We start from the raw sequence: 25,521 nt of genomic DNA on the forward strand, positions 1-25,521 counted from the left end.
TCTATTTTTTTTGTGCCAGCGCGTGGTAGAGGCTGGCATAATCATCCAGAGTCTTGTCCAGGGCATGATCACGCAGCACGATTTCGCGGGCGGCAGCCCCCATGCGGTGACGCGTGGATTCGTCTGCCAGCAGGGCAGCCATGGCCTGAGACCAGGCGGAGGGTGCATCATCCACCACCTGAATGGTGCCGTTCTGCTCTCCGAGCTGTCCGTCTGGAAAGCCCATGAAGCGGCGGGTGAGACAGGGCAGTCCGCTGCTCATGGCTTCCAGCAGCGCATTGGGAAAGCCTTCCTGCATGGAGGGAAACACAAACACATCCGCCATCTGATACCAGCGATGGATGTCCGCCTGCTCAGGAATGTGCAGGACGCGCGGCAGAGAGCGCAGCTCCTTGAACAAGGCACTTTGATAAGCCTCGATATCCTGACGCTCCTGCTCGGAGGAGATCGTGGGGCGCTGCACCGCGCCGACGAGAACGAGCCATGCGTCAGCATGACTCTGAGCCACTGCGGGCCAGGCCTGCAGCAGGCTGCGCACCCCTTTACGAGGAATCAGATGCCCTACGTAGAGGCAGACCTTCGCACCGGCAGGCAGCACCTTTTCCACCAAGGAAGGCAGCGCCTGGCCTGGCTCCGCAGGCTGAAAGCGCTGCGTGTCCACCCCATGGGAGATGATGTGCAGACGGCGTTCGCTCACCCCCATGCGGCGCTGGGCCGCTGCCATCACAGGAGATCCCACGACCACCGCATCAAACAGACGCTGCGCCAGAATTTGCAACTGGAGATTGGCCCACCGATGCAAGGCGGTACGCCCCCATGTCTCCGGTTCCACCATGGTGGAGACAAACATGAGCGCACGGCCTTGGCGTTTGATCGAGAGCTGGCTGCGGAAGATGCGGCGGTCCATCTTAATGGTCTGCACCACCTGCGCTCCTGCCCTGCCCTGCGTCTGGAGATGCACCGCAGCGGCTCGAAACAGGCGTTGATCGCGCTCCCCTGAGGTGTTTCCCACCTCCATGCGCGAGACGGCGATGAGACCGTCAACCGTTTCCTCAGCAGACAGCGCGGGATCGCTGCGGGAGGTGATCACCGAGGTGGCCACACCACGCGCATGCAGCCCCGGCGCATAGCGGCGGAAGCGCTCAGCAGCTCCGGCTAGGATCGGAGCGTAATGCGGGAAAATCTGGCAGAGCTGGACATCGTCGGCCATAAGACAGATTCAGACGAAAGACGTCGGCCGGGAGCGAGTCAGATGCCGCCCCAGTTGAATGGCAGGCTTTTCGATCGTGAAATGCAACAGCAGACCGAGTCCGACCGTCACTCCAAAGGCAAGGATGAAAGCCAAGCAGGGTGAGGACTGGATCACAGGCCCGCAGAGTTTTTTCAACGCAACCAGAATGGGATAATGCAAGATGTAGATGCTGTAGGAGAGGTCCACGCGCAGCAGCTGCTGCAACCGTGTCAGCGCAGTGCGCATGAGCGGCCAGTGGATGGTGCCCGCGATGAAGATAAGCGAACCCAGACCGCAAAGATAGTAGCCAAGCCAGATGCTTGGCATCACATAGCGCCAGGAGATGGCGGCATAAAGCCCAAAGCCCAGCAACAACAAGCCCCACCATGCAGCTTGATTCAGCCGATTCCAAACATCGGACGGCACGCGGCACAGCAAGGTGCCAAGTGCAAACATGCCGAGAAAAGCTGCAGTGCCTACGACGTGCTGGTCCAGCCAGGCGCTGCCGAGGACCAAGCCAGCAACTAGCGCTCCTGCCAGCCAGCCAGGACTACGCAGGATTGCCCACGCCAGCAGGGGAAAAATCATGGATACCTTAGCCTCGGTCATCAGCGTCCAAACCGTTGGCAGAGCGAAGTCGGACTTCATTCCAGGTGCAATCAGCGTGCTCTGCAAGAACCACTGCTCCCATTGCATGCCTTTGCCATCTAGAAACCAAGCTGGCAGACCTGTCACCTGCCCTGCTCCATGTTGTTGAACACTCCACAGCACCACGAGGGCCAGCAGTAGCGCCATCCAATAGACAGGGTACAGACGAAAAACGCGCCGCACGCCAAATTTGAAGTAAGCCGTGAAGGACGGTGCCTTGCCACCGAGAGACAGTGCCAGCACATAGCCGCTGAGGACAAAAAACAGCATCACGGCAGCCTTGGAATCGAACACCCCTTTTCTCAGCCAATCGGGCCAATGCAGCTCGAAAACAAGACGAAAGTGCTGCACCAGCACGATGAAAGCGGCAATGACCCGCAATGCGTCCAGAGCGACGATGCGCTCATGGGCGGCAGCAGGCCGAGCGACCTCAATGTCAGTATTGTTCACAGAAATGCTCCCTATTCCTCAGGCATGCCGTTCTTGCCAAACTGGCGCAAGCGGATGTGGTACATCTCGCGGTGATGCCGCAAATTTGACTCCAGGATGAGCCCTACGAGCAACACGACGGTGGAGATGATCATGATGCTGGCGGCAAGTACCGCCATTGGCACGCGACTCACATAGGCTGCCTGGATGAACTCATACACAGGCAATGCGCCAGCCAGTGCTCCAAGCAGAAAACCGCAGGCGGCAATGAGTCCGAAAAACCGCATTGGCCGATAGTCACGGAACAGGACCAGCAGCACCCTCAGGATGCGCGTGCCATCGCGGAAGGTCTTCAGTTTTGAACTGGTGCCGTGCGCGCGGTCGCCAAAAGGAATAGGCAAATCGACGGTGGTGAAGCCTTTATCAATGGCCTGGATGGTGAGTTCGATCTCCAGTTCAAAGCCACGTGAAAGCACTGGGGCGTTCATGTAAAAGCGGCGGGAAAAAAGACGGAGGCCGGAGAAAACGTCTCCCGGTTGCTGGCCGAAAACGGCTTTCACAAAGGTGGCAAACATGGACGTGCCCCATTGGTGGCCCGGACGGAAAACGTCATGCTTTGTCTGGCGCACTCCGGTGATCATGTCTGCGGGAGCCTCGCAGTAGCGCTCATAGAGCAGTTTTCCACCAGCAGCCGGATAACTACCGTCTCCGTCCACCATGAGCACGAGATCAGTGTTGATGTGGGCGAGCGCGGTGGCCACGGCCTTGGCCTTGCCTCGGCGTGATTCAACGAGCACGTCCGCGCCGGCCGCGCGGGCGCGGGCACTGGTGGCATCGGTGGAACCATTGTCCACGACGAGGATGCGGGCCTGAGGAAAAGCCTGCTGGTATTCGGCCACGACGCCGGGGATGGCCACCTCTTCGTTGAGGCAGGGAATGAGGATGGTGAGGGAAGGAGCGGTCATGGCTGGGCGGTAGAGTCGAGGATCGGACCGGTGTTAAGCAAGTAAACGCCGGGCTGCACTTGTTTGCCAGATTTTCTAGCATAAGCGAGCAGCCAAGGGACAGGTGTTTGCTTGAGCATGTCGCGCACTTCCTGCTCGAATGGGGCGAAGAGAACGCCGGGTTCCATGTCCTGGCGGCAGTATTTTTCCTCGACGACGAGCCAACTGATGTTGTGCTGCTGGCAGTAGGTGCGGACAACCGCCGCCGAGGGGGAATAGAAGGCCTGGAGCAAGGCAGTGTGGCGGTTCATGACCAGATCGCGGTAGCGGGTGAAGAGCACGCCGTGGGAGGACTCGTTGCTGATGAAGATGCTGCGGTGGCAGAGGATGGGGATGAAGTCGCTGGTGCGGGGAAAGGTGGCGATGATCTCCTCCCCGCCGGTGCGCACCAGTTCAACGTACAAGGGGGAATATTCGGAGACGTCCTCCGCGCCTTTGCCACGAATGGAAGGTGCGCGGGATATCAGCACGAGCACCAGCAACACCCAACCCGCTTGCCGAAGGCGGCCCAAGGGCAGCCGTGTCACGGCGGCTTCCAGCAGGATGGCCGTGCAAAGGACAGCGAGCACAGGCATGCTCCAGGTAACATAGCGGGAAGGCTCGTAGAGTCTGGGCAGGAGAAGCTGCGCGAGCCAATGGATGACCACTGAACTGAGGGCGAGCGTGATCAGGATATAGGCCAGGCGACGGTTGCGCCGGAAAACGAGGAAAATGGCAATCACCGGAATTGCAAACGCCAGGATGTTTAGCAACGAGGTCAAGGCACCGCGCAGGAAGACCGGGAGGGAGGCGGCATGGCGCAGCACCGGCTCCAGCAGCACTTTGTCCCAAGGCATGAGCGCCCAGGCCAGGGACGGCCCAAGAGCAGAGGGCGGCCACACGGGGACTCTGCCACCAGGGCCATAAAGCGGGTCGGTCTTGATCTGCGCCAGCGTGACCTGGGGGCCAACCCAAGGGTGCAAGGCAAGCTCATGGCTTTTGATCAGCACAATGGCGCTGCCTGCCGCGACGGCGACCATCACGGGCCAGTGCGTTCGACACTGTCGACGCCAGTCGCCGAGCTGTCGCCAGCCCCCCGTGAGCAGTTCCGACTGCAACCACAGCAGGAGGTAGGCAGGTGCCAGCAGGACAAACATGATGGGGTAAAGGGCGGCAGCGAAGAAGAGACAAACCGCAGCCCAGCAACGCCGCCCGCTGACCATGGCGAGAAGGAAGCCACAGACCAGCGGCCAGGCAAAGGTGCGTGCGAAGCCGCCGCCGATGCCGATCCACGAGTCCGAGATAAAAAACAGCCCCATGGCGACCCAACCCAGACGCGCCGAGCCAAAGTGAGCGGCCAGTTTGAAAATGAGGAACCCGGTCAGCGCGAGCATGCCAAGGGCTAGAACCTTGCCCACGAGTAGCGTGGGCAGCACGAGATGCAGCATTTGAAACACAGCCGCTGTCAGATAGGGCTGAATGGCCTTCGAGGTAGAGACCCAGGGATCATCGGGACTAAAACCGCTGCCCGCGCTGGCATCCAGCCAGATGTGGTGCTGGGCGATGTCATCGTTGAGGAGCATCGGGCGCAGCAGAGTGTGGCCTTGCAGGAGCAAAGCAATGATGCAGGAGGCAAGAAGAGCTAAGCGTGACACGGCCAAAGCAGGAAGAGGAATCATAAAGTCAGGCCTAGCGTTTCTGATGAGAATCGGAACCGGCACGGCGCGGCGGAAAGTACGCCACCAATGATTTGCAGAAGTTGAGCAGCGGACGTTCCCAATATCTGTAAACCGCGAGACCGAACAACACGGAGAGGGCGACCAATAGCAGCAAAAAAACATTGATCCAAAAAGGATCGCCGCCGAGCATTTGTGGTTTGACCACGGCGAAGCCGAATACGAGGACGAAACCATGGGACAAAAATATGGAGTAACTGGCGCGCCCCAGACGCCAATGGTCCTGAAGCCACCAGCGCTCCGGCCGGCAAGAGCGCTCGAAGAGCGCCAGTCCGCCAAAACCAACCGCAAAGATCACCGCCCAGAAGGACTTCTGCCAGATGACGGCGAGGGAGTTGAGCCAGAGATGCTGTGTGGAGCCGACCACCAGTCCGACGATGGCGAAGGCGCAGAGCAACATGCCCCACACCCTGCTGCCACGCTGCCTGACACATTCCGCCGCCACCGCTCCAGCGGCAAACTCCAGGATGAGGGGGTGAGTAAGGAACCCCAGCCCATGGATGGCCGGGCGGACGTCGAACAGCATGCCGCCCACGGCGAGCAGAACGGCCACCAGCACTAGGGCGGGGAACGCGGCTTTTGCAGGCAAGGCCAGGCATGCGGCGAGAATGATCATGAAATACATCTCAAAGGAAAGCGTCCATGCGGCCACGATGACAGGAAAAGAAGTCTGGGGAAGAGCGAGCAAAGACGGGATGGTCTGATAGCTATCGGAGCTTCTGCCGGGGAAGCAAGTGAGGAGCAGCACCTTGAACAAGGTCAAGGTCATGAGCAGCGGGTAGAGGCGCCAGCCGCGCCGCAGGAGAAAGCTGCGTGTGGCAGCGGGCTGTCCGGCATCCACGCGGTGTGATGCCCACAGCACGAACCCGCTCAACACGAAGAAGAAATCGATGCGGAAGGTGTTGTGATAGAACCAGCCGCCAAGCCAGTCATGCGACCAGAGACGCACGGAATGCACCGCGGTGTGGTGGCAGACCACCAGGACGGCAAAAATTCCACGCAATGTTTGAACACCGCAAAGGAACATAGGGCGGGAGGGGGGCGACGCTGTCATGGTTTTCCGAGGGCGGGGAAAACCGGTGAGAAGCTGCGACGCAACACGGGTGCCAGAATGTTTTCCGCTCCACCGGGGGTGAGATGGTGCTTGTCGCCATAGAGCGCCTGCCCGTCCTTAGAGATCCGGAAGTGGCGGCCAGCCGCGTCGAGGAAAGCGGGACGCACGTCAATGATGCGTGCGCCGGCGTGCTCAACCTGACGCAGGAAGTCAGGCCCCTGCCCTGCCAGACCGTTCCAGGAGTCCGGGGTGGCGGAGAAGCGCTGCTCGTCCGCACCGAAGAGGAGGCAGTAGGCATGCGCCTTGGGGACGATCCAGGGCTGCTCGGGCACCTGCAGCATAACCCAAGGCTGACAGCCAATTGCGACCAACTTTTGCACGGTGGCGAGAATACTGCGCTGGTAATAAGCGAGGTAATCGCTGACTGCCACTCCCTGCACCCTGCCCTTCTGTTCATACACATGCCAGTAGGCCACGAGCACTACGTGGCGGACGTGATGCTGACGCAGCCACTCAAACACGGCGTGATTCAGGGCGACGGTATCGGTCACGGGGCCGTTGGGCACGGTGGCATGGAAGTCGAGCAGCGGAGCGGTGCTGGAATGAGTGATGGAGCAGCCGGAGACACCGGCGGCACGCAGCACGCTGTCGAAAGCGGGATGGGCGGCGAGGGCATGGCTGTCCCCCCAGAGCACGAGCTGGCTGCTGCCAATGGGGCCGGACACGCCGAGTGGCACCAACTGATCCTTCGCCAGATCCGCCAGGGCGGTCTGGTGGGTGAGCATGAAGCTGGACTCGGAGTTCCTGGCATAGCCATGACTCACTCCGGGGGGCACGCGCCAAGGCAAGCCCTGAAAGAGGGTGATCCCCCCCCCTGCCAGAAGGAGCAGCAGCACGGCCATGCCGCTGGCGATGAGCATGGAGCGCCGGCTGGCGCAGATACGTCGCAGGCGGAAGGGGGTCTCAACGAAGTGCCAGGAGAGCAGCGCGAGCAAAAAGGTCAGCAGGATGAGCAGGAGCTTGCCGCCTTTTGCCAGCGGGACAAAGCTCCAGTAGTTGACAAAGGCAAGCAAGGGCCAGTGCCAGAGATAAAGTGAATAGGAAAGCAGCCCGATGAAGACCAGCGGGCGGGTGGCGAGCAGGCGACCACACCACGTGGGCGGCAGCGTGCCAGCGGGCCGTTGATTGGCTGCGAGGAACAAGGCGGTGCCGAGCACGGGAGGAAGGGCGGCGAGACCGGGAAAGCGGGTGTCCGCGTTGTACAGCGCATAGGAGCCGACGATGGCTCCCAGCCCGAGCAATGCCGGGATTTCACGCCAGCGGCCCAGACCGAGATTCAAGCCCATGGGCTGCACCGCCAGGAGGGCGCCTGCGAGCAGTTCCCAAGAGCGACTGGGCAGCAGGAAAAACGCGGAAGCTGGGTCACTCCGCAGCCTAAAGACGCTCCAGCCGAGGCTGGCCACCAGCAAGGCGACGAGAATAATGCCTATATGCCTGCGGTCGCCAGTGGGGCGCATGCGCACCAGCGCCGCGAGCAGCAATGGCATGACCAAATAAAACTGCTCCTCCACGGCGAGGGACCAGGTGTGCAGCAGGGGCTTTTCTGCGGCGGCGGCGGCAAAGTAACCGGTGTCCTGCCAGAAATGGACATTGCTGGCAAACAGGGCCTGCCACACGGCAGACCTGCCAAGATTGAGGTAGTCGTTCGGCAGCAGGAGGAAGCCGGCGGCAAGGAGGGTGACGAGCACCATGACCGCGAGTGCGGGCAGGATGCGGCGGCAGCGGCGCTCCCAAAACTGCACGAGGCTGAATCGGCCGGTTTCCAAGTCCCGCAGTAGGAGAGAGGTGATCAAATAACCGGAGATGACGAAAAAAACGTCCACCCCAACGAAACCTCCGGGGCATTTCACATCCACGTGAAAGAGGATGACCCCGAGCACGGCGAGAGCGCGCAGGCCGTCGATTTCCGACCGATAGTCTGACTGGTGGGGCTGGGACTGCATCAGGGGATGAGAACGGAAGGCGGTTCAGCGCGGCACAGCGGCAAAGTCGCACGAACCGAGCTCCGGCACCACGCGTCTGGCGGCAGCCTCGTCCGGGATGCGCGTTTTCCTGTCACAGAGGCAGATGTCGTAGTTCAATGCGCTGAAAAAAGCGGTGAAGTCGGCGAAGCTGTAACCGCGCTTTTCATTTTCGTAGAAGCAGAATTCAAAGACTAGGACGGGACGCCAGCGCTCGAGGGTAGCGCGTGCGCCTTTAAGGATGTCGAGTTCGTGGCCGTCGGTGTCGATCTTGATGAAGTCGAGGTGATCAAGGCCTTCCTGCTGGACGAGGCCATCCACGGAGAGTGTGGGACAGGTGACCACGTGCGCCTGCCCCATGTGGACGGAGTGGCGCTCTCCAGCGGCCTTGTCGAGACGCCAGCTGGGATAGGCGATCATGCCGGGGGTGGCCTCCAGGGAGCCGTCTCCCATGAAGGCCTGAACGGTTTTGATGCGGGGCTGGAGCGCGGGATTGAGCTCGATGTTACGTTGGAGCCGCTTGAAGGCGTGGTCGGTGGGCTCCACGGCAATGATGCGCGAGCCGGGGTAGCGGGAGGCGAGAGGGAGGCAGATGGCACCAATGTTGGCACCTATGTCGATGGCGCAAAAGTTGTCTTTGTGAGGGAGCAGGGTGTCATCAATGACCCATTTCTGAAAGCTGCCGAAGAGAAAGAGGGAGAGATCAATGCCCTCCGCGAGATCGACGTCAAAGCGCACACCATGACGGGAGATGACGCGCTTCTGGCTGAAGCCAACAAGCCGCAAAGCCTGGTAGAGGAGTTTGGCGAGGCCAATCTTGGTTTTGGTATTCATGGCTGCGAGGATGGAGTGGTGATGGCGACGCTGCGCTTGCGGAAGAAGCGTGCGCAGCCGGTGTTGCGCCAGTTGGCGGGATCTGGGGTGAGGTCGTTAAAGAACAGCATTTTAGGGCGGGACTGCAGCGGCGGGACGAGCACGTCCTGCTCGGGGGTGGAGCGAAGGAGTTCATGCCGTTTGGTAAGCTCTGTGGAGTAACGGGCGGCATCGCCTGAAAGAAGGTCACGCCAGGCGGCCTTCACATTGTTGGGGGTGCTGGCAAGGCTGACGAGGAGAATGCAAACGAGGCCGAGGGAGAAGACAAGGCCGGGCCGTGGCAACTCGGCGGCGGAGGTGCGGAGCAGGGCCACGAGACCGGTCAGCAGGACGAGCCAGTCGATGATGAAAAACAAGAGCACAAGGTTCACGGCACGCATCGGGATGGAGGCGCCCATGCACCATGTACCGAGAAAGTAGGCACCGAACACGGTGCAAGCCATGAGCGCGAGGGCGAGAGCGACGAGCTCCCAGCCGCGCTGACGTGAGACAGGGGCGTCCGCTGGCCAAGCGACTACGGCGACGAGTGAGAGCAGCGCGAATGGGACAAAAACGAGCCACAGGAGCACCTGCTTGATGCCGAGCTTGAGCGCGAGCGCGACTGCGGCGGGGAGGACGTGGTTCACGCCGTTGGAGTAAACAGCACTGCGGAGGGCGTTGCCAGGTGAAAGGACGACCAAGGAAGCACCGACGATGGTCGCGAGCAGCAGGATCGCCAGAGGACGACTGATACGGCGGTTGATCCAGAAATACAGGGCATTCCAAGCGGTGACATGGAGCAGGAGCAAGGCCATGGCAACTTCGGTACAACCGGTAGTGACGAAGGCAAGCAGGGAGGCAAGCACGAGGACTGCAGGATGCGGCCGCCAAGCAGGACTCAAGCTGCGTCGGCCGAACAGGCCTGCAATGGCGAGGGAAAACAAGGCGGACTGGGTGTAGCCCGCTGAACCGGTGCCCCAATAAAAACCCTGTGCCGGAGTCGCCATGCCCCAGAGGAATGCAACGACGAGGGTGAGCCCCGCCGTCCACTTCCAAGTGTTGGAAGCGGCGGGAAACCATGCGCCTACGGCCCAGCGGGTGCAGAGAGCCAAACCTATGACGAGGGAGAGGCTGTAACATTTGAAGGCTCCAAAAGAGAGCAGCATGGGATGCATGAACAAGAAGGCGGAGGAGAAAAACCGGCCGGTGGTGTGCATGTAATAATCCACGTTGGCCTGCAGGAAGCCTTTTTCCATGGTATCGGCAGCCATGTACCAGTCATCGGCGGAAGGGTAGGCGTAAGCACTGAGGAGGAGGAAGGGCAGAATGCCGACGGCGGCGGCAAGCCAGGGCAGAGAAACCTGCCAGATGGCGGCGAGACGACGAGAGTCAGAGAGGGATGGCATTTGTTGGAAGAATCAGTTTTGACTGAAATCAGGGGCGGGCCGGGGTAGTTGAGAGGAGGCGGCGGACGTAGCTGCCGAGTCCTCGGGACAGGACGATAAAGGCGCGGTCAACGGTCTCATGCAGGACTTTGGCACCTAGGAGGGTGACCAAAAGAAGGGATGTCAGAGCCAGGACAGTGGCGGCGGAATATCCTGTGTGAGGCTGGCAGGCGACAAAGACTGACGCGCTTATGGAGCCTAGGATGAGAAAGTGCAGGCCATACATGGAGTATGATACTTTGCCGAGAAATTGTACGGGACGGCGAGTCAGCAGCCACTGGGCGGAAGGGGCGTGCAGCACGAGCAAAAACAACGCTATGGCGGCGAGCATGGACCATCCGCCCCCAAGCCAGTCCAACGGCGGGGCGAACCAATACGAGCCAGGGGTCATCGAATAGGAGACAGCATATTTGGGATACGAACCGCAGATGATAACAATTACCATGAGGAGCACGGAAAGCCAGGTGGGCAGGCGGATGGAGGTTCCGCGCATGAAGCTCCAAGAACGCACCTCAGCAATGATGAGGCCGATGATGAAACATTGGTAAAAATTTCCGGCAAACCAGTAGGCGGCTCCAAGCATGAGCCCCCAGCGGATGAGGCGGAGCTGTCCGAAGAGAAGGATGCCATAGATGAGAAAGGAGCCGAGCAACTCGCGCTTGATGCTCCACATGGGCTGATTGTAAGCGGAGGCAATCGTAAAGGGCTGGGTGAGCAACTGCTCCGCAAGGGCAAGGGGAGCGGGGGCGGGCGGCGCCCAAAAAGATTCAAACCAAACGGAGCCGCTTAGCTGGGCTGCGGCGTGGTTTTGAAAGGCATCCAAGGTCCGGAGCACCCAGGCGATGAGGGTGGTGGCAAGAACGATGCCGATGAGGCGGACGGGGCGTTTGATGATGGCGGCAACGATGTCGCGCCAAGGTGAGCCTCTGGCCAGGAGGGGGGCGGCCAGAACGTAACCGCTGAGTAGAAAGAACAAGCAGACCGCAAAGTGGCCGGCGACGAGGAGTCCCAGCGGCGGATAAAGCAACATGACCCCCCATGTGGTGTGCCGGAGGGAGCCAGAGCCAAAGATGGAGTAGGGATAAAATGCCGCAAAAAAATGGGTGAGCACTACAATCAATGCTGCCAAGCCTCGCAGCCCATCAAGGTGCTCTATGCGGTGGGCGGGATCGGTAGTTGAGGGGTGTGTCACGTAGCGAGGAGGGGGCCGAGGGAACGGCAACGCCGCTCACATCTGGGGTAGTTTTAATTTGAGGAAGGCGGCCCAGCAAAAGCGGAGCATGACGAGGCCGTTTTTGAAGCGGCGCGTCATTTTGGTGTCGCCATAGATACGTTCCTGATAGTGAACGGGGAGGTCAACGATACGAAGATTTAGTTTTGCGGCGCCGAAGAGGAGTTCGTAGTCGCCCCAGCGGTCTTCTGCGCCCCAGGTGTCGATCATGCGGCGGATTTTTTCCCAGTCGGTGCGCCAGAGGACCTTGGTGCCGCAAAGGGTGTCGCGCACTGGGGAGCCGAGGAGGTAGGAGAAGAGGGAGGCGAAGCCTTTGTTACCGAGCATGTTGGCGAATTTCATGGCTTGGCCCTGCATGGGATAGACCATGCGGGAGCCGTTGATGAACTCGCCTTTGCCGGAGGCGATGGCCTTGACGAAGCGGGGGAGTTCCTCGGGCATGACGGTGAGGTCGGCATCGAGGATCATGAGGATGTCGCCGGTGGCAGCGGCGAAGCCGGTCCAAACGTTGCGCGATTTCGAGATGGCTGGACCATTCACGAGGCGGATATTTTTGTCCGGGAACTCGGCCTGCATGAGGCGGACTTCATCAGCGGTGCCGTCGGTGGATTTGTCGTCGCAGAAGATGATCTCGGTCTCGCGGCCGAGCTGGGGCATGCGCTCGACGGCGCTGCGGACATTGCCTTTTTCGTCTTTGCAAGGGATGATGACGGAGACCTTGAAGTCTGAGTCGGGGCGTGGCTGGGGAGCGGGACGTGCGACGATGAAGTTGCAGAGGTTCAGGTGGTCGATGCCGGGCATCCAGGCGATGAATTTATTGAGAAGGGGGGCGAGGAGCGGGATGCCGAAGGGCATGAGGACGCGGCGGGAGACGCGGAGCATTTCGAGTCCAGAGAGATGGAGGAGACCTTCGTAGTCGCGCAGGGAAAGCCAGTTTGGCTCGACCTTGGGTGTCTTGAGATTGAATTTCTCAGAGAGGGCGACCAGGGGCTCCCAGAGGTGATTGTAAGTGAATATGATGATGCGGGTGTGTGGCAGGCAGACGGCGCGGACGCGGTCGAACATGGCCTGGATGTCCACGGTGTCTGTGGTGTCCTGGATGAGGACAGTGTCGAAGGGGCCGGGTGGCAACTCCAGCTCCGGGTTCATGACGTGGAACTGGGCCTGGGGATGTTTTTGCCGCGCGAGCTCAACCATCTTCGGGCTAATGTCCACGGCGGTGACAGCGGAGGCCTGGAGGTGATCCAGCAGCTTGCCGGTCTGGCAGCGAATGAAGAGGAGGCGGCCGGCATCGCCGACGAGAGTCTTTAATTCACTGCCGACGAGTTGGTAGAAGTGCTGGTTGCGGCTGATGTGGTAATCGCGTTCGGCAGCGTGAGCTTCTGCGCTTTCGAGGATCCGTTTGCGCATGCCTTCAATGGCGGCCATACCCCAGAGGACAGGGATTTCGGAAGTTGGGGGGGGGGATGGATCAGACATGGGAAGGCGTGCGGTAAGTGGGTACAAGAGCAATTAGGCTGCCTGCGTGCGGGCAAGCCAGGACTGGTAGATTTCCTGGAAGGTAGTCTGGAGGTCTTTGGTGATGTCCCAGCCGGGATAGTGGGCCTTCATTTTGTCGAGATTGGATATGTAGCAGATGTGGTCGCCCTGGCGGTTTTGGTCGACGTATTCGTGCTGCATGGGCTTGCCGGAGATGGAGGCGATGAGGTCGAAGGCTTCAAGGATGGAGATGGAATTGGCACGACCGCCGCCGATGTTATAAACTTCGCCCTGGCGTGGGGCGGCGATGAAGTGCTCCATGAAAGCGACGACGTCATGGCTGTGGATATTGTCGCGGACCTGCTTGCCTTTGTAGCCGAAGACGCGGTAGGTTTTGCCTTCGAGATTGCAGCGGATGAGGTAGCTCAGGAAGCCGTGGAGCTCTACGCCGCTGTGATTGGGGCCGGTGAGGCAGCCGCCGCGGAGTGCGCAGGTGGGCATGCCGAAATAGCGGCCGTATTCCTGGACCATGACGTCTGCGGCAACTTTGGAGGCACCGAAGAGGGAGTGCTTGCACTGATCGATGCGGTAGGTTTCGCGGATGCCGTCATGGTAGGTGCTATCGGCGTAGTCCCAGCGTTTTTCGAGCTCGACGAGGGCGATCTCATTGGGAGCGTCGCCATACACCTTGTTGGTGCTCATGTGGACGAAGGGGGACTCCGGGCAGGCAAGGCGTGCGGCTTCAAGGAAGTTGAGGGTGCCGACGGCGTTGACGTCGAAGTCGTCAAAGGGACGGCTGGCGGCGAGGTCGTGGCTGGGTTGTGCTGCGGTGTGGACGATGGCGTCCGGGCGGAGTTCCTTGAGGAGTTTCTGCACGCCTGCGCGGTCACGGATGTCGAGCTCGTGATGGTGGAAGGAGGGGAACTGGTCTTTGAGGCGCTGGGTGTTCCAGCGGGTATCGCCGCCAGGGCCGAAGAAATCGGCGCGCATGTTGTTGTCAACGCCGTGGACGGTCCAGCCGGACTCGGAGAAATGGGTGACGACTTCGGAGCCGATCAGGCCGGAGGAACCGGTGACGAGGAGACTTTTCATGGTGGGTGGGAATAGGGAGTGTGGGAGTGGGATCAGACGGGGGTGGATTTGACGTGGGCCCAGAGGGTACCGCTGACTTTGAAGTCGGTGCCGAAGGACTCCTCGACAGCGCGCTTCACGCCGGGCCAAAAGCGGGAGTAGTCGTGGCCGACGATGATGGGCACGCCGGCCTGCCGGGCCCAGTTTATGTCTGCCAGGACGTGTTCGTAGATGTGGCTGGCATCGATGAAAATCATGGCTGGCGCGGGGCCTTTGTACGTGGCGAAGTACTCGGTGCTCAGCCCCTCAAACAGGGTGGTATGGCATTTCTGCGTCAAGTAGTAGAGGCAGCGGCGGGTGAAGTCGCGATGCGCGAGCGGCAGCATGCCAACCGGGTTCCAGCTGAAGTTATCGATAGTGATGAGTTCTTTTTGCGGATCTTTCCACGTTGCGATCATCTGGGTGGTGAAGCCAAAGAGCGTGCCGACTTCAATCAGGGGGCCGTTGAAGTCATGGGCGCGACGGACGAGTTCCTCCAGAAACAGCAGTTCTTCGGGCTGCACGGCACCGTCAAAGCCCGGCTGCAAACGGCGGCAAAAGGTGAGGAAGGTGGAGAGCTCCTTGCGATTGAGGATTGCCTCATTGCCACGCTTGAGTACGCCGAGGCATTTTTGAATGAGTTTTTTCATTGGCTGTCGGGTCTTAGTCAAAAATGGATGTCACCAAGGGGCGCAGGAAGCGCGCTCCCTGGGTGCTGATGTGGCTGCTGTCGGTGTAGAGTGTTCTGCCATTGGCAGCGACCCGGCACAAGCCTTGGGGATTGAGGAAGATGCCGGCGGGATCAAGCAGGGTGTAATGCTGCGGTGCCAGGCTCTGCAAGACGTCATGCTGCTGGACGGAATCGGCGCGATGTGTGGTCAGGGGGAGGCCGATCAGGTTCACATCGCCATGGTAAAACATGACCTCGGCAGCGAGACGACGGGGAACGTCGAATGGCTGGCTGGGCACATCCTCCATGACCCAGACGCTGGCACCGGCGTTTTTCAGTGCGGTGACGGTGTCGAGAAGGGACTGCCGGATCTTGCTGCCGTTGTCTCCCTCGAAGTAATAGTTCCAGGAGGCGGTGAGGACCACCTTGGGGATTTTTTTGGAACGGACGAAGTCCAAAACCGCAGCGCCGAACATCGGGGTCTTGTCCTTCAGGCTGTAAGGGCCAGTGGGCAGGTAGCTGAGGAGCGGCGGGGTCTGATAATGTACTGCCGCGAATCCTTGGACGCCTTTGTCTTTGCACAGTTCATCTATGACCGGCAGAAGGGCCATGGCGTGGCTGTCTCCCCAGACCAGAACACCCGGAGGGCGCTGTTCCTTACCGCCCAGAGTGACAAAGTCTCCGCGCTGCGCCTGTTCCAGACTGACCTCCTTGCGGAAGATGCTGTCCGACCTGCCTGCGGCGTAGATTTGCGCTGCTGCCGGAATACGCGCGGGCACGCCATGCAGGAGGTGCAGAGCGCAGCCGAGCACAATCATGAGGCCCGAGCAGGCGGCGGCAAAGGCATAGATGGAGCGGCGACTGCCGAAGACGACGCGTTTACGAAACGGCTGTTCAACCCATTTCCAGGACAGCGCCGCGAGGATGCCTGTGGCAGTCAGCAGCAAGATGCGGTGCCAGACGGTGAGCGGCACGGAGGCCCAGTATTTGGAGAAAACCAGCAAGGGCCAGTGCCACAGGTACAGCGAGTAAGACACCAGGCCAATGCCCACCAGCCATGGCAATGCCAGCAGGCGGCCAGCCATGGATCGCGTGCCACAGGCGATGACCAGCGCACTGCCAAGGCAAGGGAGCAGCGCTGCTTCTCCAGGGAAGCGCGTGCGGTTGTTGAACGCAAAGACGGCGTACAAGATCATGCCCAGTCCGACCAGGCCCAACAGCTCGGGCAGCCAGCGGCGAGACGGTGAAAAGGTAAAGGGTGACATGGCGAGCAAGGCCCCGATCAGGAGTTCCCAGGCGCGGGACGGCAGCAGGTAGAAGCCAGCCTCGGGACGGGTGCGGCACCAATAAATGCCAATCACGAGCGAGGTCACAAGCAGGAGGAGAACTAGGGAGCGCATCAAAGCTGGGAAAAACTTCCGCAGCGCCATGAGCACGAGGGGGAAAATCAGATAGAACTGCTCCTCCACCGCAAGAGACCAGGTATGCAGTAGGGGCTTCAAGTCCGCACTCTGTTCAAAGTAGCCTGACTCGCGCCAGAAAAACACATTCGAAAGCAGCAGCGCCTGGGCGACGGCGGACTGGCCAAGTTCTTTGAAGTCCTCCGCCAGCAGCAGCAGCCAGCCAGCGGCCAGGGTCACAAGCAGCATTACCACCAGCGGTGGCATGATGCGACGGATGCGCCGATCCCAAAAGGCGCGCAGGCTAAACTTGCCCTGCGCCATGTCCTGCAAAATCAGGCCGGTGATAAGGTAGCCTGAGATCACAAAGAATACATCCACGCCGACATAGCCTCCCTGCACGCCGAGTCCGGCATGGAACAGTAGAACCGCAAGCACGGCGAGTGCGCGCAGGCCGTCAATTTCAGCCCGGTAGTTCATGGACGGCGTCAGTCCCATGGATCAGGAAAACCACGCAGGGTTCGATGTCTGGCACGCAGACTGCGGAAGAGCCGCATCAGCACGCGGCGGCCCAAGCCCTGGCTGGAGACGGGAAGTCGTGGCAGGAGGAGACCGCAGATGGATGGTAGCAGGAGCGAGGGAGCCCCCAATGCCAGCCGCCGTGCTTCACGGAACAGGTCTTGAGATTCAGCATTGACCGCGCCGAGCATCATACCGAGCCAGACGAGATAATACCCGCGTGTGAACCGGCGGCGGGAGGCGGAGGCTCCGGGGTAGCCACGGTGCTTACGCAGGCAGTGGTTGAAGCGGCGCATCATCATCTGCTGCTTGGCCTCGGGCACCTGGCCCGGGGTGGTGTAACAAAGCGTCGCTTCACGCACATGGACAAACTTCAGTCCGGCGGCGGCGGCACGCAGTGACATGTCCCAGTCCTCCGCGTGCTGAATCAGCGGGTCTTCGTCAAAGAGGCCCGTCTTCTCAAAAAAGCCGCCGCGCACGAGCGTAGCCGAGGGGAGGACAAAGTTGTAGTAAAACAGGCATTCAGGAGTGTTCTGCTCCTCATACGGTGTGGGGCCGAAGCTGCTGCGACCGGAGGGCGGTGCCTCAGGGCTGGCCCGGATGTCGCCACGGGCATAGGCAATGTCTGCGCCGGAGGACTCCAGTGCGGCCTGCAGCTTTGCCAGATGTCCTGGATACCAGACGTCGTCCGAGTCCAGCAGGGCAATCTGCTCCCCACGGGCTGCGCGGAGGGCTGCATTGCGTGCCGCAGACACGCCGCGGTTGGTAAGCTGTGGCAGGTAAACAACGGACACCCCTTCCCTGGCGGGAAGCTGCTGCATGGCTGAGGCGGTGTCGTCAGTGGAGCAGTCGTCTGCCACGAGAAATTCGAGGGGACGATGCTGCTGCTGCACCACGGAGTCATAGGATCTGCGGATCAATCCCGCACGATTGAAGGTTGGAACAATGACACTGAGCAATCCCATGACTTAACAAGTGCCTTGGTTGCAAAATCGCACAAAGGAAGCGGGCGGCAACTCGCTTGATTCAACAGACATCATCAGCATTTTTGATACAAGCCGGTACACCAAGCGAGCCGGTTGTTCTGATAAATTTTTTCATACATGTCAACCAACGCATAACCATGTTCCCGCAGGAGGGCGTCCACCTCACCGAAGGTAGGCTGGCCGACGTACATGGGGACGAAGTTGATCTCCAGCATCACCAGGGAGATGCGGCCTGCGGAGAGCTGCTGGCGTGCGCCCTGAAGGACCTGAAGATCAAATCCCTGGGTGTCAATTTTCAGTAGATCGAGCTGGGGCAGAGCGTGCTCTGTAACATAGCTGTCCACCGTCCACACGGGGACAGTGGTGCTGGAACTGACCACCTTGTCCTTGAACGGGTTTTGCGCGCTGGACTCCAAGGGGAGGAAGGAGCTGAGTTCATTATTCTCACACTCATTGAAGGTGAGGCTGCCATTCTCCGCGCCCAGTGCGGCGGCATTGATCACGACCTTCGCGCCACCCGCATGCGCCGGGGAGAGCACCTTTTCCACCAGGGACTTGTTAGGCTCAAACGCATGGATCACAGGCTTGTCAAAAATGCGCTGAAACATGGCCAGGGTCTGCCCCTTGTTGGCTCCGACATCGAACATAAGCGGGCCGGCCTGCGGCAGCAGGACGCGCAGATCCTGTTCCAGATTCAAATGCGAGATGCGGTCTTTACGATAGGACTGCAGCACCTGGTTGGATCGCCCCAGCACCATGCTGATGAGACAGCGCAGCACGAACCAAGGACTGGAAATGTGTGTGGCATGGGAGGTGAGTTTCATCAGATGAAGGACGAGGGATTCAGCCAGCTGCAGAGGCGAAATTTTTCAGATTTTCTGGTACAGGCCGTTGCACCATCCAAGGCGGTTCTCAACCCAGATTTTTTCGTACAAGTCCACCAATGCGTAACCGCGCTTGTTCAAGAAGGCATCCAACTCGAAAAACGCCGGCTGTCCGATATAGAGAGGAATGAAATTTATCTCCAACATGATGAAGTTCACCTTGCCGGCGGTGAGCAGCGCATCCGCACCGAGCAGCACCTGCAGGTCATAGCCTTGGGTGTCGATCTTCAGCAGATCAATCGCTCCAAGTAAATGCTTTTGCGCATACTGATCGAGTGTCCAGACCGGCACTTCCGAACTGCTGACCACTGCCTCTCCCGCATAAGGATTGCGCTGGCCATTATCCAAGGGCAGGAAGGAGCACATCTGATCCTGCTCGAAATGGTTGAGCTTCAGTACGCCTTCTTTAGCACCAAGTCCGGCGGCGTTCAGGACGATGTTTTTGTCCTGCCCAAAGGCCGTGGCGAGCCGGGTCTCCACAAGGGTCTTGTTGGGTTCGAAGGCGTGAATCACTGGCTGTTCAAACACGCGTTTGAACATTGAGATGGTTTGCCCTGCATTGGCTCCGACATCTATAAGCAGCGGATTTTTCTTAGTTATAAGCAGCGGAAGATCCTGCTCAAGCTCCACATGAGATATCCGGTCCTTGCGGTAGGACTGGAGTACCTGGTTGGAGCGCCCCAACACTTGACTGATGAGGCAGCGGAGTACAAACCAGGGGCTGGGTTTCCGGATGGCATTAGGACTGAGTTTCATGTGACAGAGGCGGGGGAACAGCAGGGGCTAAGATGGGAGCGATCAGCTATCTGCGATCATCTATCTGAATCCAAGATGCAGGAATCACATCGGAGGTGTCGCAGTTGCGGAAGTTGAGCCAGCGCTGGTGAGGCGGGCTGAGGACGATTTTGTCCGGATCAGGATTCAGCCAGGCGGCCCACCAACTGAATGAGCTGGGACCGATGATGTGATGACGGCACTGGCTCATGAGACTGAGATTTTCCTCCCAGTGCCAGTCTTCCAAATCCTGGCCCACGCTGTTGTGAGTAACGTATTGAATGTCGGGTGCCTCAGGCAGGTGCTGCCGTGTCCAGTCCCAGTCATCGGAAAAAACAAAGAACTTCGGAGCATCCAGCCGGGAGCGAAACCACTCGACGGCACGCAGGCAGTATCCCGACTCGCTGGCATTAAAGTCCTTGGCAACCGCCTTGTCGCCACGGCGCACATGAAGGGAGACGGACAGGGTCTGTTTCATCTGTTCCGCGACTTTGGCGTCCTCCCCCGTGAACGGCGCACGCAACTGGAAATCTGCCCGCACCTGGGGGGCGATGTCGGTAAAATATTTTTCCGACTGCCAGTACCCCATGAGCAGCAGGTCACCCGAGAGATTTTGCAGCTCGGGGTCATAGTGGAACTGGCGCTCGGAGACCGTCCTGCCGACCTGCAAGGGCGGCTGGGGCTGGCCAGGCTTGTGATTGTAAAAGCGATAGTCGCAGGAAGACTTGAAGCCAAAACGCTCGAACCGGTAAAGCAGACTCTTGGCCCGTGGAGCAGACAGGCTGCGGCGAGCCAGACGGGTTAGAAACTCCCCTGGATTGTACCGGATCACATGGTGCCAGGGGACACGGGGAGCCTGAACGCGGAACTTGTCCAGGCGGTATTTTCTGGCAGGCTGCATCTGCAAACCAAGAAAATAAAGATCTGCCAGGACGATGCCATCCCCCTTGGCCGCTAGTTTGCGCGCTGCAGCATATTGAAACATTTGGTTTCCCAATCCACCTGCTATTTGAACTAGTATCATACGTAAACAATCTGAAGGCTGTCACTGGCGAGCGGGGGAGTTTTTTGAGTTGAATTTGAGCAATGGATCAAGCGGGATAAAACTTTATTTAGCAGCGACCCATCTAGGAGTAAATTTAAACCTATGCCAGTCTTTACATGGATAATATTTGCCACACCTCACGTCCGAGACGGGCGGATCACACGGCCTTCAAAGGTCGTCGATCTGAACCCATGAATCCGGAAATATGTCAACGGTGTCACAGTTGAGAAAATTGAACCAGCGCTGATGTGGCGGACAGACCACCAGCTTGTCGGGACTTGGATTAAGCCAGGCCGCCCACCAACTGAAGGAACTGAGAGCAATGATGTGATGCCGACACTGGCTCATAAGGCGGAGATCTTCATGGTCCTGATCCTGACCGTTGTGGTTCACATATACGACGTCAGGCGCCGCAGGCAGATGCTGCTTGACCCAGTCCCAGTCATCGGTGAAGACAAAGAACACCGGGCTGGAAAGGCGTTCACGAAACCATGCCATGGCGCGCTGGTGATACTCCGGAGTGGAACCGTTGAAGTCTTTTGCCACCGCCTTGTCGCCCCTCCGGACATGCAGGGAGACGGACTGCTGCGCGCGCATGAGATTGCCAACCGCCAAGTTTTGTCCTGTCTGCGGGGTCTTCACCTGAAGCTCGACATGGAGCTGTGGCGCGATGTCTGCAAAGTACTTTTCCGTCTGCCAGTAACCCATCAGCAGCAGGTCTCCGGACAAATACAGCACCTCTGGATCAAAGTGGAACTGCCGCTCAGAGACCACCTTGCCGATTTGCAGCATGGGCTTTGGCCGCCCGGGGACACACGCATCAAAGCGATAGGCACAGGGGGACTTGAAGCCCCGACGGGCAGCCAGCGACAAAAGTCTGCACCCGAGGTTTTCCGGCAGATAACGGCGCACTAACCGGTCCAGGAACTCCCTCTTGCTGTAACGCCAGACAGAGTACCAAGGGAGGGGCCTGACACGCGCATGGAAGAGGTCGAGGCGGAATTGTCGCGGAGGCTGCACCTGCACGTCGAGCTGATAAAGATCCGCATGCAGGATGCCATCCCCCTGCAGGGCCAGTCTGCGCGCCATGGCGTACTGGAACATCTGGTTGCCCAACCCGCCGGATATTTGAAACAAAGTCATCGTTTACAACCAGAGGCGTGACAGAAGAGGAACTTCAAGACACGATGAAACTGCGATGCCGGGAGGGGTTTTTGGTCGCAAAAATATTGGCATACTCGAACTTCTCGGACTGGTTGAGGGGCTGCAACGTGCCATTTTCCATATCAATCACGAAGGTGGTGTAGCCGAGGGAGCGCAGGGCATTGTAAAGCGCCTCACAAGAAGAAGCGCTGGCGAGCAGGGCCTTGTCACAAAACTCGATGATCAGTTCGGGGGCGTCCGGGCTGGCGAATATGGCGCCGCCGCCGGCCAGCACCTGGCATTCCCAGCCTTCGGTGTCGATCTTGACAAGCTGGATTGGGCGCCCTGCGAGATGCTGCGCAACCAGAGTGTCAAAGCTCATGACTGGAACTTTGGTCGGGGTGTATTCACCTTCCCAGATGGGCGGGCTGAAGCTGTTAAAGGTGTCGTTGGTATTGGTGCCCTGAAACAATTCCAGCTCCCCGCTTTCTTTCGATATGCCGACCTGGCAGATTTTCACATTCCGCAGCTTGTTGAGGACGATCTGGGATTGGAGAATTTTGCAGGTGGGCAGGGATGGTTCCACCGCGAGCACGAGCCCCTGAGGACCGACGCGTTTCCCGGCGATCACCGCGAAGAGGCCGATATTGGCCCCGACGTCCACAAACACATCGCCGGGTTTCAGCAGGCGAGCAAGGAGCATGCGCTCGCCAAGTTCGAATTTTCCACGGACGATGGGGCGGCAGAGAAAGGAATCTTTGTGCAAACGGAGGATGGCGCCGGCACCGACGGGCCAGACGATCTCCGTGATTTCGCCGCGCTCGAGGCGATGCCATTCGCGGTAACGGATTTTTTCAACCAGGGGAAAGAGAAAGTCGGGCAGCTTGCCGGACAGGACTTTTTGGAGTCCGCGAACGACCTTGAATTTGGAGTAAGCCATAAGGGTGTCAGGGGGCAGGTGTTTAGAGCATCGCAGCCGAAAAGTTCATGTTTAAGATGCCGATGTGTTCTGCGGGATAGTTGGTAATCTCCATCCCGGCCTCGGAGGTGAGCTTGAAGTCGCCCAGATTTTCGTGATTCACCCAAGCGGAAAGAGTCCGGAGATAGAGTCCGACGACGTAGTCCCCCGGCATCAGCGGCACAGGCCCGGTGTTGAACTGCAAACGATGGCGGCCGGCGGCGAAGCTGCGCGGGAGGCCGAGCTTGTTGCGTCCATCCATGATGCCGATCCTGACGCCGACATGATTGTAAATGACCGGGGCAAAGTCGGTGATGGTGGTCGCGCCAGGGAGCTCCATGTCAAACGTAAGCGTGGTGCACTGGCCGGTGGGGAAGATGGCAGGCGCGATCTCGAGGCCGAGAATGCGGGTGCCGTCCTCCAGCTCCACCGGGAAGGAGGGCTGGGCAGTGCGGCAGTCATGGAGGTAGTTGTTGATCTCCTGCTCGAGGTTGCGGCTTTTAACACCGGCCTGGCCATTGGACATGCACAAGATGGAGGTGCAGAGGGACTGCATGGCACCCATGTTATGGCTGACAAAAATGACGGTCTTGCCGAGTTTGGACACCTTGTCCATGCGGGAGAGGCAGCGCTTCTGGAATTCGGCATCGCCCACGGCGAGCACTTCATCGACAATGAGAATCTCGGGTTCCAGATAGGCGGCGACGGCGAAGGCGAGGCGCACATACATGCCGCTGGAGTAGCGCTTTACCGGGGTGTCGAGATAGGCGGAACAGCCCGAAAAATCCACGATTTCATCCAGCTTGGAGAGGATCTCCTGCTTACGCATGCCGAGGATGGCGCCGTTGAGAAAGATATTTTCCCGGCCGGAGAGCTCTGGATGAAAGCCTGTGCCGACCTCCAGGAGGGAGGCGATGCGCCCTTTGACTTTGATGGAGCCTGAAGAGGGAGCGGTGACGCGTGAAAGCAGCTTGAGAAGGGTGCTCTTCCCTGCGCCATTGCGGCCGATGATGCCGAGAACCTCTCCTTGCTGGACTTCAAAGTTGACGTCTTTCAAAGCCCAGACGTAGTCGTCCTTGGGCGATTTTTTTTCTTTGCGGGTACGGTCGTTGACGGTGGCAACCTTGGCGTAGGGGTCCTCCTTGCCACGGATGCGATGCCACCAGCGATTGATGTCATGCTGGATGGTGCCGGTGCCGACCTCACCGAGACGGTAGAGCTTGGAGACGTCTTCGACGTGAATGACAGGAGTGCTCATCAAACGGTGTCCATGAAGGATTTTTCAACCTTGTTAAATACAATGATGCCGAGGAAGAGGAGAACCCCGGTGACCAAGGCGGAGTAGCTGAGGAGCAGCCAGGAGAAGGTGCCGGCACCGAGATACAGCGCGCGGAAGGCTTCGACGATGCCGGTCATGGGATTGAGCTCGATCCAAAAGCGATATTTGTCCGGCACGATGGAGAGCGGATAAACGACGGGGGTGGCATACATGGCAAGTTGGACACCAAAGGTGACTAGGAAGCCGAGATCCCGGTACTTTGTGGTGAGGGAGGAGATGATGATTCCGGAACCAAGACCGAGGCCGCCCAACATCAAGATGAGCACCGGGGTGCCGAAAAATATGCCGGCGTAGTCGGGCCGGATGTCCCTGCCCTGCCAGATGAACCAAGCGAGGGCGATGCCGAGCAAGGCGAACTGGATGACAAACTGAATGAGGGTGGAAATGACCACGGACAATGGCGTGATGAGCCGTGGGAAATAGACTTTACCAAAGAGGCTGGCATTATCTTTGAAGGTGGTGGAGGTCTTGGTCAGGCAGGTGGCAAAGTAGTTCCACGGGGTGGTGCCAGCGAGGTAGAAGAGGAGCGGCGGGAGGCCGTCTGTGGAGAGCTTGGCAACGCCACTGAAGATGATAGTGAAGGTGGCGGTGGTGAGCAGGGGCTGGATGAAAAACCAGATGGGGCCCAGGATGGTCTGCTTGTAAACGGCGACGAAGTCCCGCCACACAAACATGCGCAGGAGGTCGCGGTATTGCCAGAGATCCTGTAGGTGAAGATTAAACCAGCCGGAACGGGCACGGATGACCATATCCCATTCTTCTTCTGCTGCTGTGGCCAGGTCCGGTGCGGTCTGTGACATGTTGTTATTCAAAAAGATGTAACGGCGCGGCGTGCGGCCTCCGCAGGCACGCTGCCGCCCTCGGTTGTGAAAACCGGTGGCGTGGCGGGTGAGATGAGGATGCTGCGCACGAGGGTGTGCAACGTTGCCGCCGGGCGGCGGCGTTAAGAGGGTTTAAAGAAGATGCTCCACCAAGGGGTTCGAGAAGAGCGCATTGACTTTCTGATAGAGGCCGCGTGCGAGGCGGAGCCTGCGGCAGATCTCCTTGTGGTGATCGCTGGCGGCGGCAGGGGCTGCATGCAGATCCGCCTGCGAGGGAGAGACGCCGAGGGTACGGTCAATCTGTACGCCGGCGGAGCGCAGCTTTTTCTGCAATCCGGGCAGGAGCCCTTTGCGCAAAATGACGCCGAAGCTGAGCTCTGCCTGGTAGAAGTCACGGCGGCCGGCAGCTTCGATCTCCGCGACTTTGTGAACGGCATGCAAGGCGGCGAGCTGACGGACGGTGATGCTAGCGCTGGCCTTGCTAATTTTGAGCTTTTTGGCTATCTGATCGAGACACATTGGCTCGGGAGTGAGGTAGAGCAGGGCAAAAAGCCTGCCGATCAGACGACCGAGACCAAAGGAATGCGTGGTGGCACCGCTGGCCTCAATGAAGCGTGTGACCTCACGATTCCATGCCCCCTGCGTCCGGGAAGGAGAGTCAGTCCGGGGCTTGTGGGAGTCGACGACAGCAGGCATTGTTTAGAAAAAGCTAAACGCTGTTAACGTGGTTTGCCGGGACTGTAAAGCAACGAATATGCCCGGT

At 59.4% G+C, this 25,521-nt stretch carries 22 protein-coding genes; all 22 read right to left on the minus strand.

The features are described 5' to 3' along the window. Position 1 precedes the first annotated feature (1 nt). Positions 2-1,210 (minus strand): glycosyltransferase family 4 protein, encoded by a 1,209-nt coding sequence (locus AC24GY_RS18705; protein WP_487686305.1) that lies wholly within the window; start codon positions 1,208-1,210, stop codon positions 2-4. A 9-nt stretch (positions 1,211-1,219) separates the two neighbouring features. Beyond that, entirely contained in the window at positions 1,220-2,329 is a 1,110-nt protein-coding gene (locus AC24GY_RS18710; protein ID WP_487686308.1) for an acyltransferase family protein, read from the minus strand. A gap of 11 nt (positions 2,330-2,340) precedes the next feature. After that, positions 2,341-3,273 carry a glycosyltransferase family 2 protein gene (locus tag AC24GY_RS18715; RefSeq protein WP_487686311.1) on the minus strand — a complete coding sequence of 311 codons (933 nt, stop codon included), beginning with the start codon at positions 3,271-3,273 and terminating at the stop codon, positions 2,341-2,343. After that, the gene (locus tag AC24GY_RS18720) at positions 3,270-4,970 is read right to left on the minus strand and encodes a hypothetical protein (RefSeq protein WP_487686314.1); all 1,701 of its coding nucleotides are present in this window, start codon (positions 4,968-4,970) and stop codon (positions 3,270-3,272) included. Before AC24GY_RS18720 ends, AC24GY_RS18715 begins: the two co-directional genes overlap by 4 nt. 10 nt (positions 4,971-4,980) lie before the next feature. Next, positions 4,981-6,081: an acyltransferase family protein gene (locus AC24GY_RS18725; protein ID WP_487686317.1), complete on the minus strand. Its 1,101-nt coding sequence runs from the start codon at positions 6,079-6,081 to the stop codon at positions 4,981-4,983. Next, a complete protein-coding gene (locus tag AC24GY_RS18730) occupies positions 6,078-8,084 on the minus strand; it encodes an acyltransferase family protein (RefSeq protein ID WP_487686320.1) in 2,007 nt (668 codons plus the stop codon). The genes AC24GY_RS18725 and AC24GY_RS18730 overlap by 4 nt, the downstream gene beginning before the upstream one ends. Positions 8,085-8,108: 24 nt before the next feature. Then, entirely contained in the window at positions 8,109-8,936 is an 828-nt protein-coding gene (locus AC24GY_RS18735; RefSeq protein WP_487686323.1) for an FkbM family methyltransferase, read from the minus strand. Beyond that, positions 8,933-10,360 carry a DUF6056 family protein gene (locus AC24GY_RS18740; protein ID WP_487686326.1) on the minus strand — a complete coding sequence of 476 codons (1,428 nt, stop codon included), beginning with the start codon at positions 10,358-10,360 and terminating at the stop codon, positions 8,933-8,935. Before AC24GY_RS18740 ends, AC24GY_RS18735 begins: the two co-directional genes overlap by 4 nt. A gap of 28 nt (positions 10,361-10,388) precedes the next feature. Beyond that, positions 10,389-11,591, minus strand: coding sequence for an acyltransferase family protein (locus AC24GY_RS18745; protein WP_487686329.1), 1,203 nt, complete (start codon positions 11,589-11,591; stop codon positions 10,389-10,391). 36 nt (positions 11,592-11,627) lie between these two features. Next, positions 11,628-13,040 (minus strand): glycosyltransferase, encoded by a 1,413-nt coding sequence (locus AC24GY_RS18750; protein WP_487686332.1) that lies wholly within the window; start codon positions 13,038-13,040, stop codon positions 11,628-11,630. Positions 13,041-13,142: 102 nt separating this feature from the next. Then, positions 13,143-14,201 carry an NAD-dependent epimerase/dehydratase family protein gene (locus AC24GY_RS18755; RefSeq protein ID WP_422322595.1) on the minus strand — a complete coding sequence of 353 codons (1,059 nt, stop codon included), beginning with the start codon at positions 14,199-14,201 and terminating at the stop codon, positions 13,143-13,145. Between the two features lie 32 nt (positions 14,202-14,233). Further along, positions 14,234-14,869, minus strand: a complete 636-nt coding sequence (locus AC24GY_RS18760) for a class I SAM-dependent methyltransferase (RefSeq protein WP_422322593.1) — start codon at positions 14,867-14,869, stop codon at positions 14,234-14,236. A gap of 13 nt (positions 14,870-14,882) precedes the next feature. Then, entirely contained in the window at positions 14,883-16,787 is a 1,905-nt protein-coding gene (locus AC24GY_RS18765; protein ID WP_422322591.1) for an acyltransferase family protein, read from the minus strand. After that, a complete protein-coding gene (locus tag AC24GY_RS18770) occupies positions 16,778-17,773 on the minus strand; it encodes a glycosyltransferase family 2 protein (RefSeq protein WP_422322589.1) in 996 nt (331 codons plus the stop codon). Before AC24GY_RS18770 ends, AC24GY_RS18765 begins: the two co-directional genes overlap by 10 nt. 74 nt (positions 17,774-17,847) lie before the next feature. Further along, a complete protein-coding gene (locus tag AC24GY_RS18775; RefSeq protein ID WP_487686337.1) occupies positions 17,848-18,618 on the minus strand; it encodes an FkbM family methyltransferase in 771 nt (256 codons plus the stop codon). A 45-nt stretch (positions 18,619-18,663) separates the two neighbouring features. Beyond that, positions 18,664-19,434 carry an FkbM family methyltransferase gene (locus AC24GY_RS18780; protein ID WP_487686340.1) on the minus strand — a complete coding sequence of 257 codons (771 nt, stop codon included), beginning with the start codon at positions 19,432-19,434 and terminating at the stop codon, positions 18,664-18,666. Positions 19,435-19,480: 46 nt separating this feature from the next. Beyond that, complete coding sequence (locus AC24GY_RS18785; protein WP_422322583.1) at positions 19,481-20,437, minus strand: alpha-1,2-fucosyltransferase; 957 nt, start codon at positions 20,435-20,437, stop codon at positions 19,481-19,483. Between the two features lie 228 nt (positions 20,438-20,665). After that, the gene (locus AC24GY_RS18790; protein ID WP_487686344.1) at positions 20,666-21,640 is read right to left on the minus strand and encodes an alpha-1,2-fucosyltransferase; all 975 of its coding nucleotides are present in this window, start codon (positions 21,638-21,640) and stop codon (positions 20,666-20,668) included. 34 nt (positions 21,641-21,674) lie between these two features. Next, positions 21,675-22,580 (minus strand): FkbM family methyltransferase, encoded by a 906-nt coding sequence (locus tag AC24GY_RS18795; RefSeq protein WP_487686347.1) that lies wholly within the window; start codon positions 22,578-22,580, stop codon positions 21,675-21,677. 22 nt (positions 22,581-22,602) lie between these two features. Continuing rightward, a complete protein-coding gene (locus AC24GY_RS18800; protein WP_422322577.1) occupies positions 22,603-23,856 on the minus strand; it encodes an ABC transporter ATP-binding protein in 1,254 nt (417 codons plus the stop codon). Then, entirely contained in the window at positions 23,856-24,737 is an 882-nt protein-coding gene (locus AC24GY_RS18805) for an ABC transporter permease (protein ID WP_422322574.1), read from the minus strand. Before AC24GY_RS18805 ends, AC24GY_RS18800 begins: the two co-directional genes overlap by 1 nt. Positions 24,738-24,890: 153 nt before the next feature. Further along, positions 24,891-25,454, minus strand: coding sequence for a GbsR/MarR family transcriptional regulator (locus AC24GY_RS18810; RefSeq protein WP_422322572.1), 564 nt, complete (start codon positions 25,452-25,454; stop codon positions 24,891-24,893). Between the last annotated feature and the right edge of the window lie 67 nt (positions 25,455-25,521).

It is taken from the genome of Prosthecobacter sp. Pr1 (genome assembly GCF_057652315.1).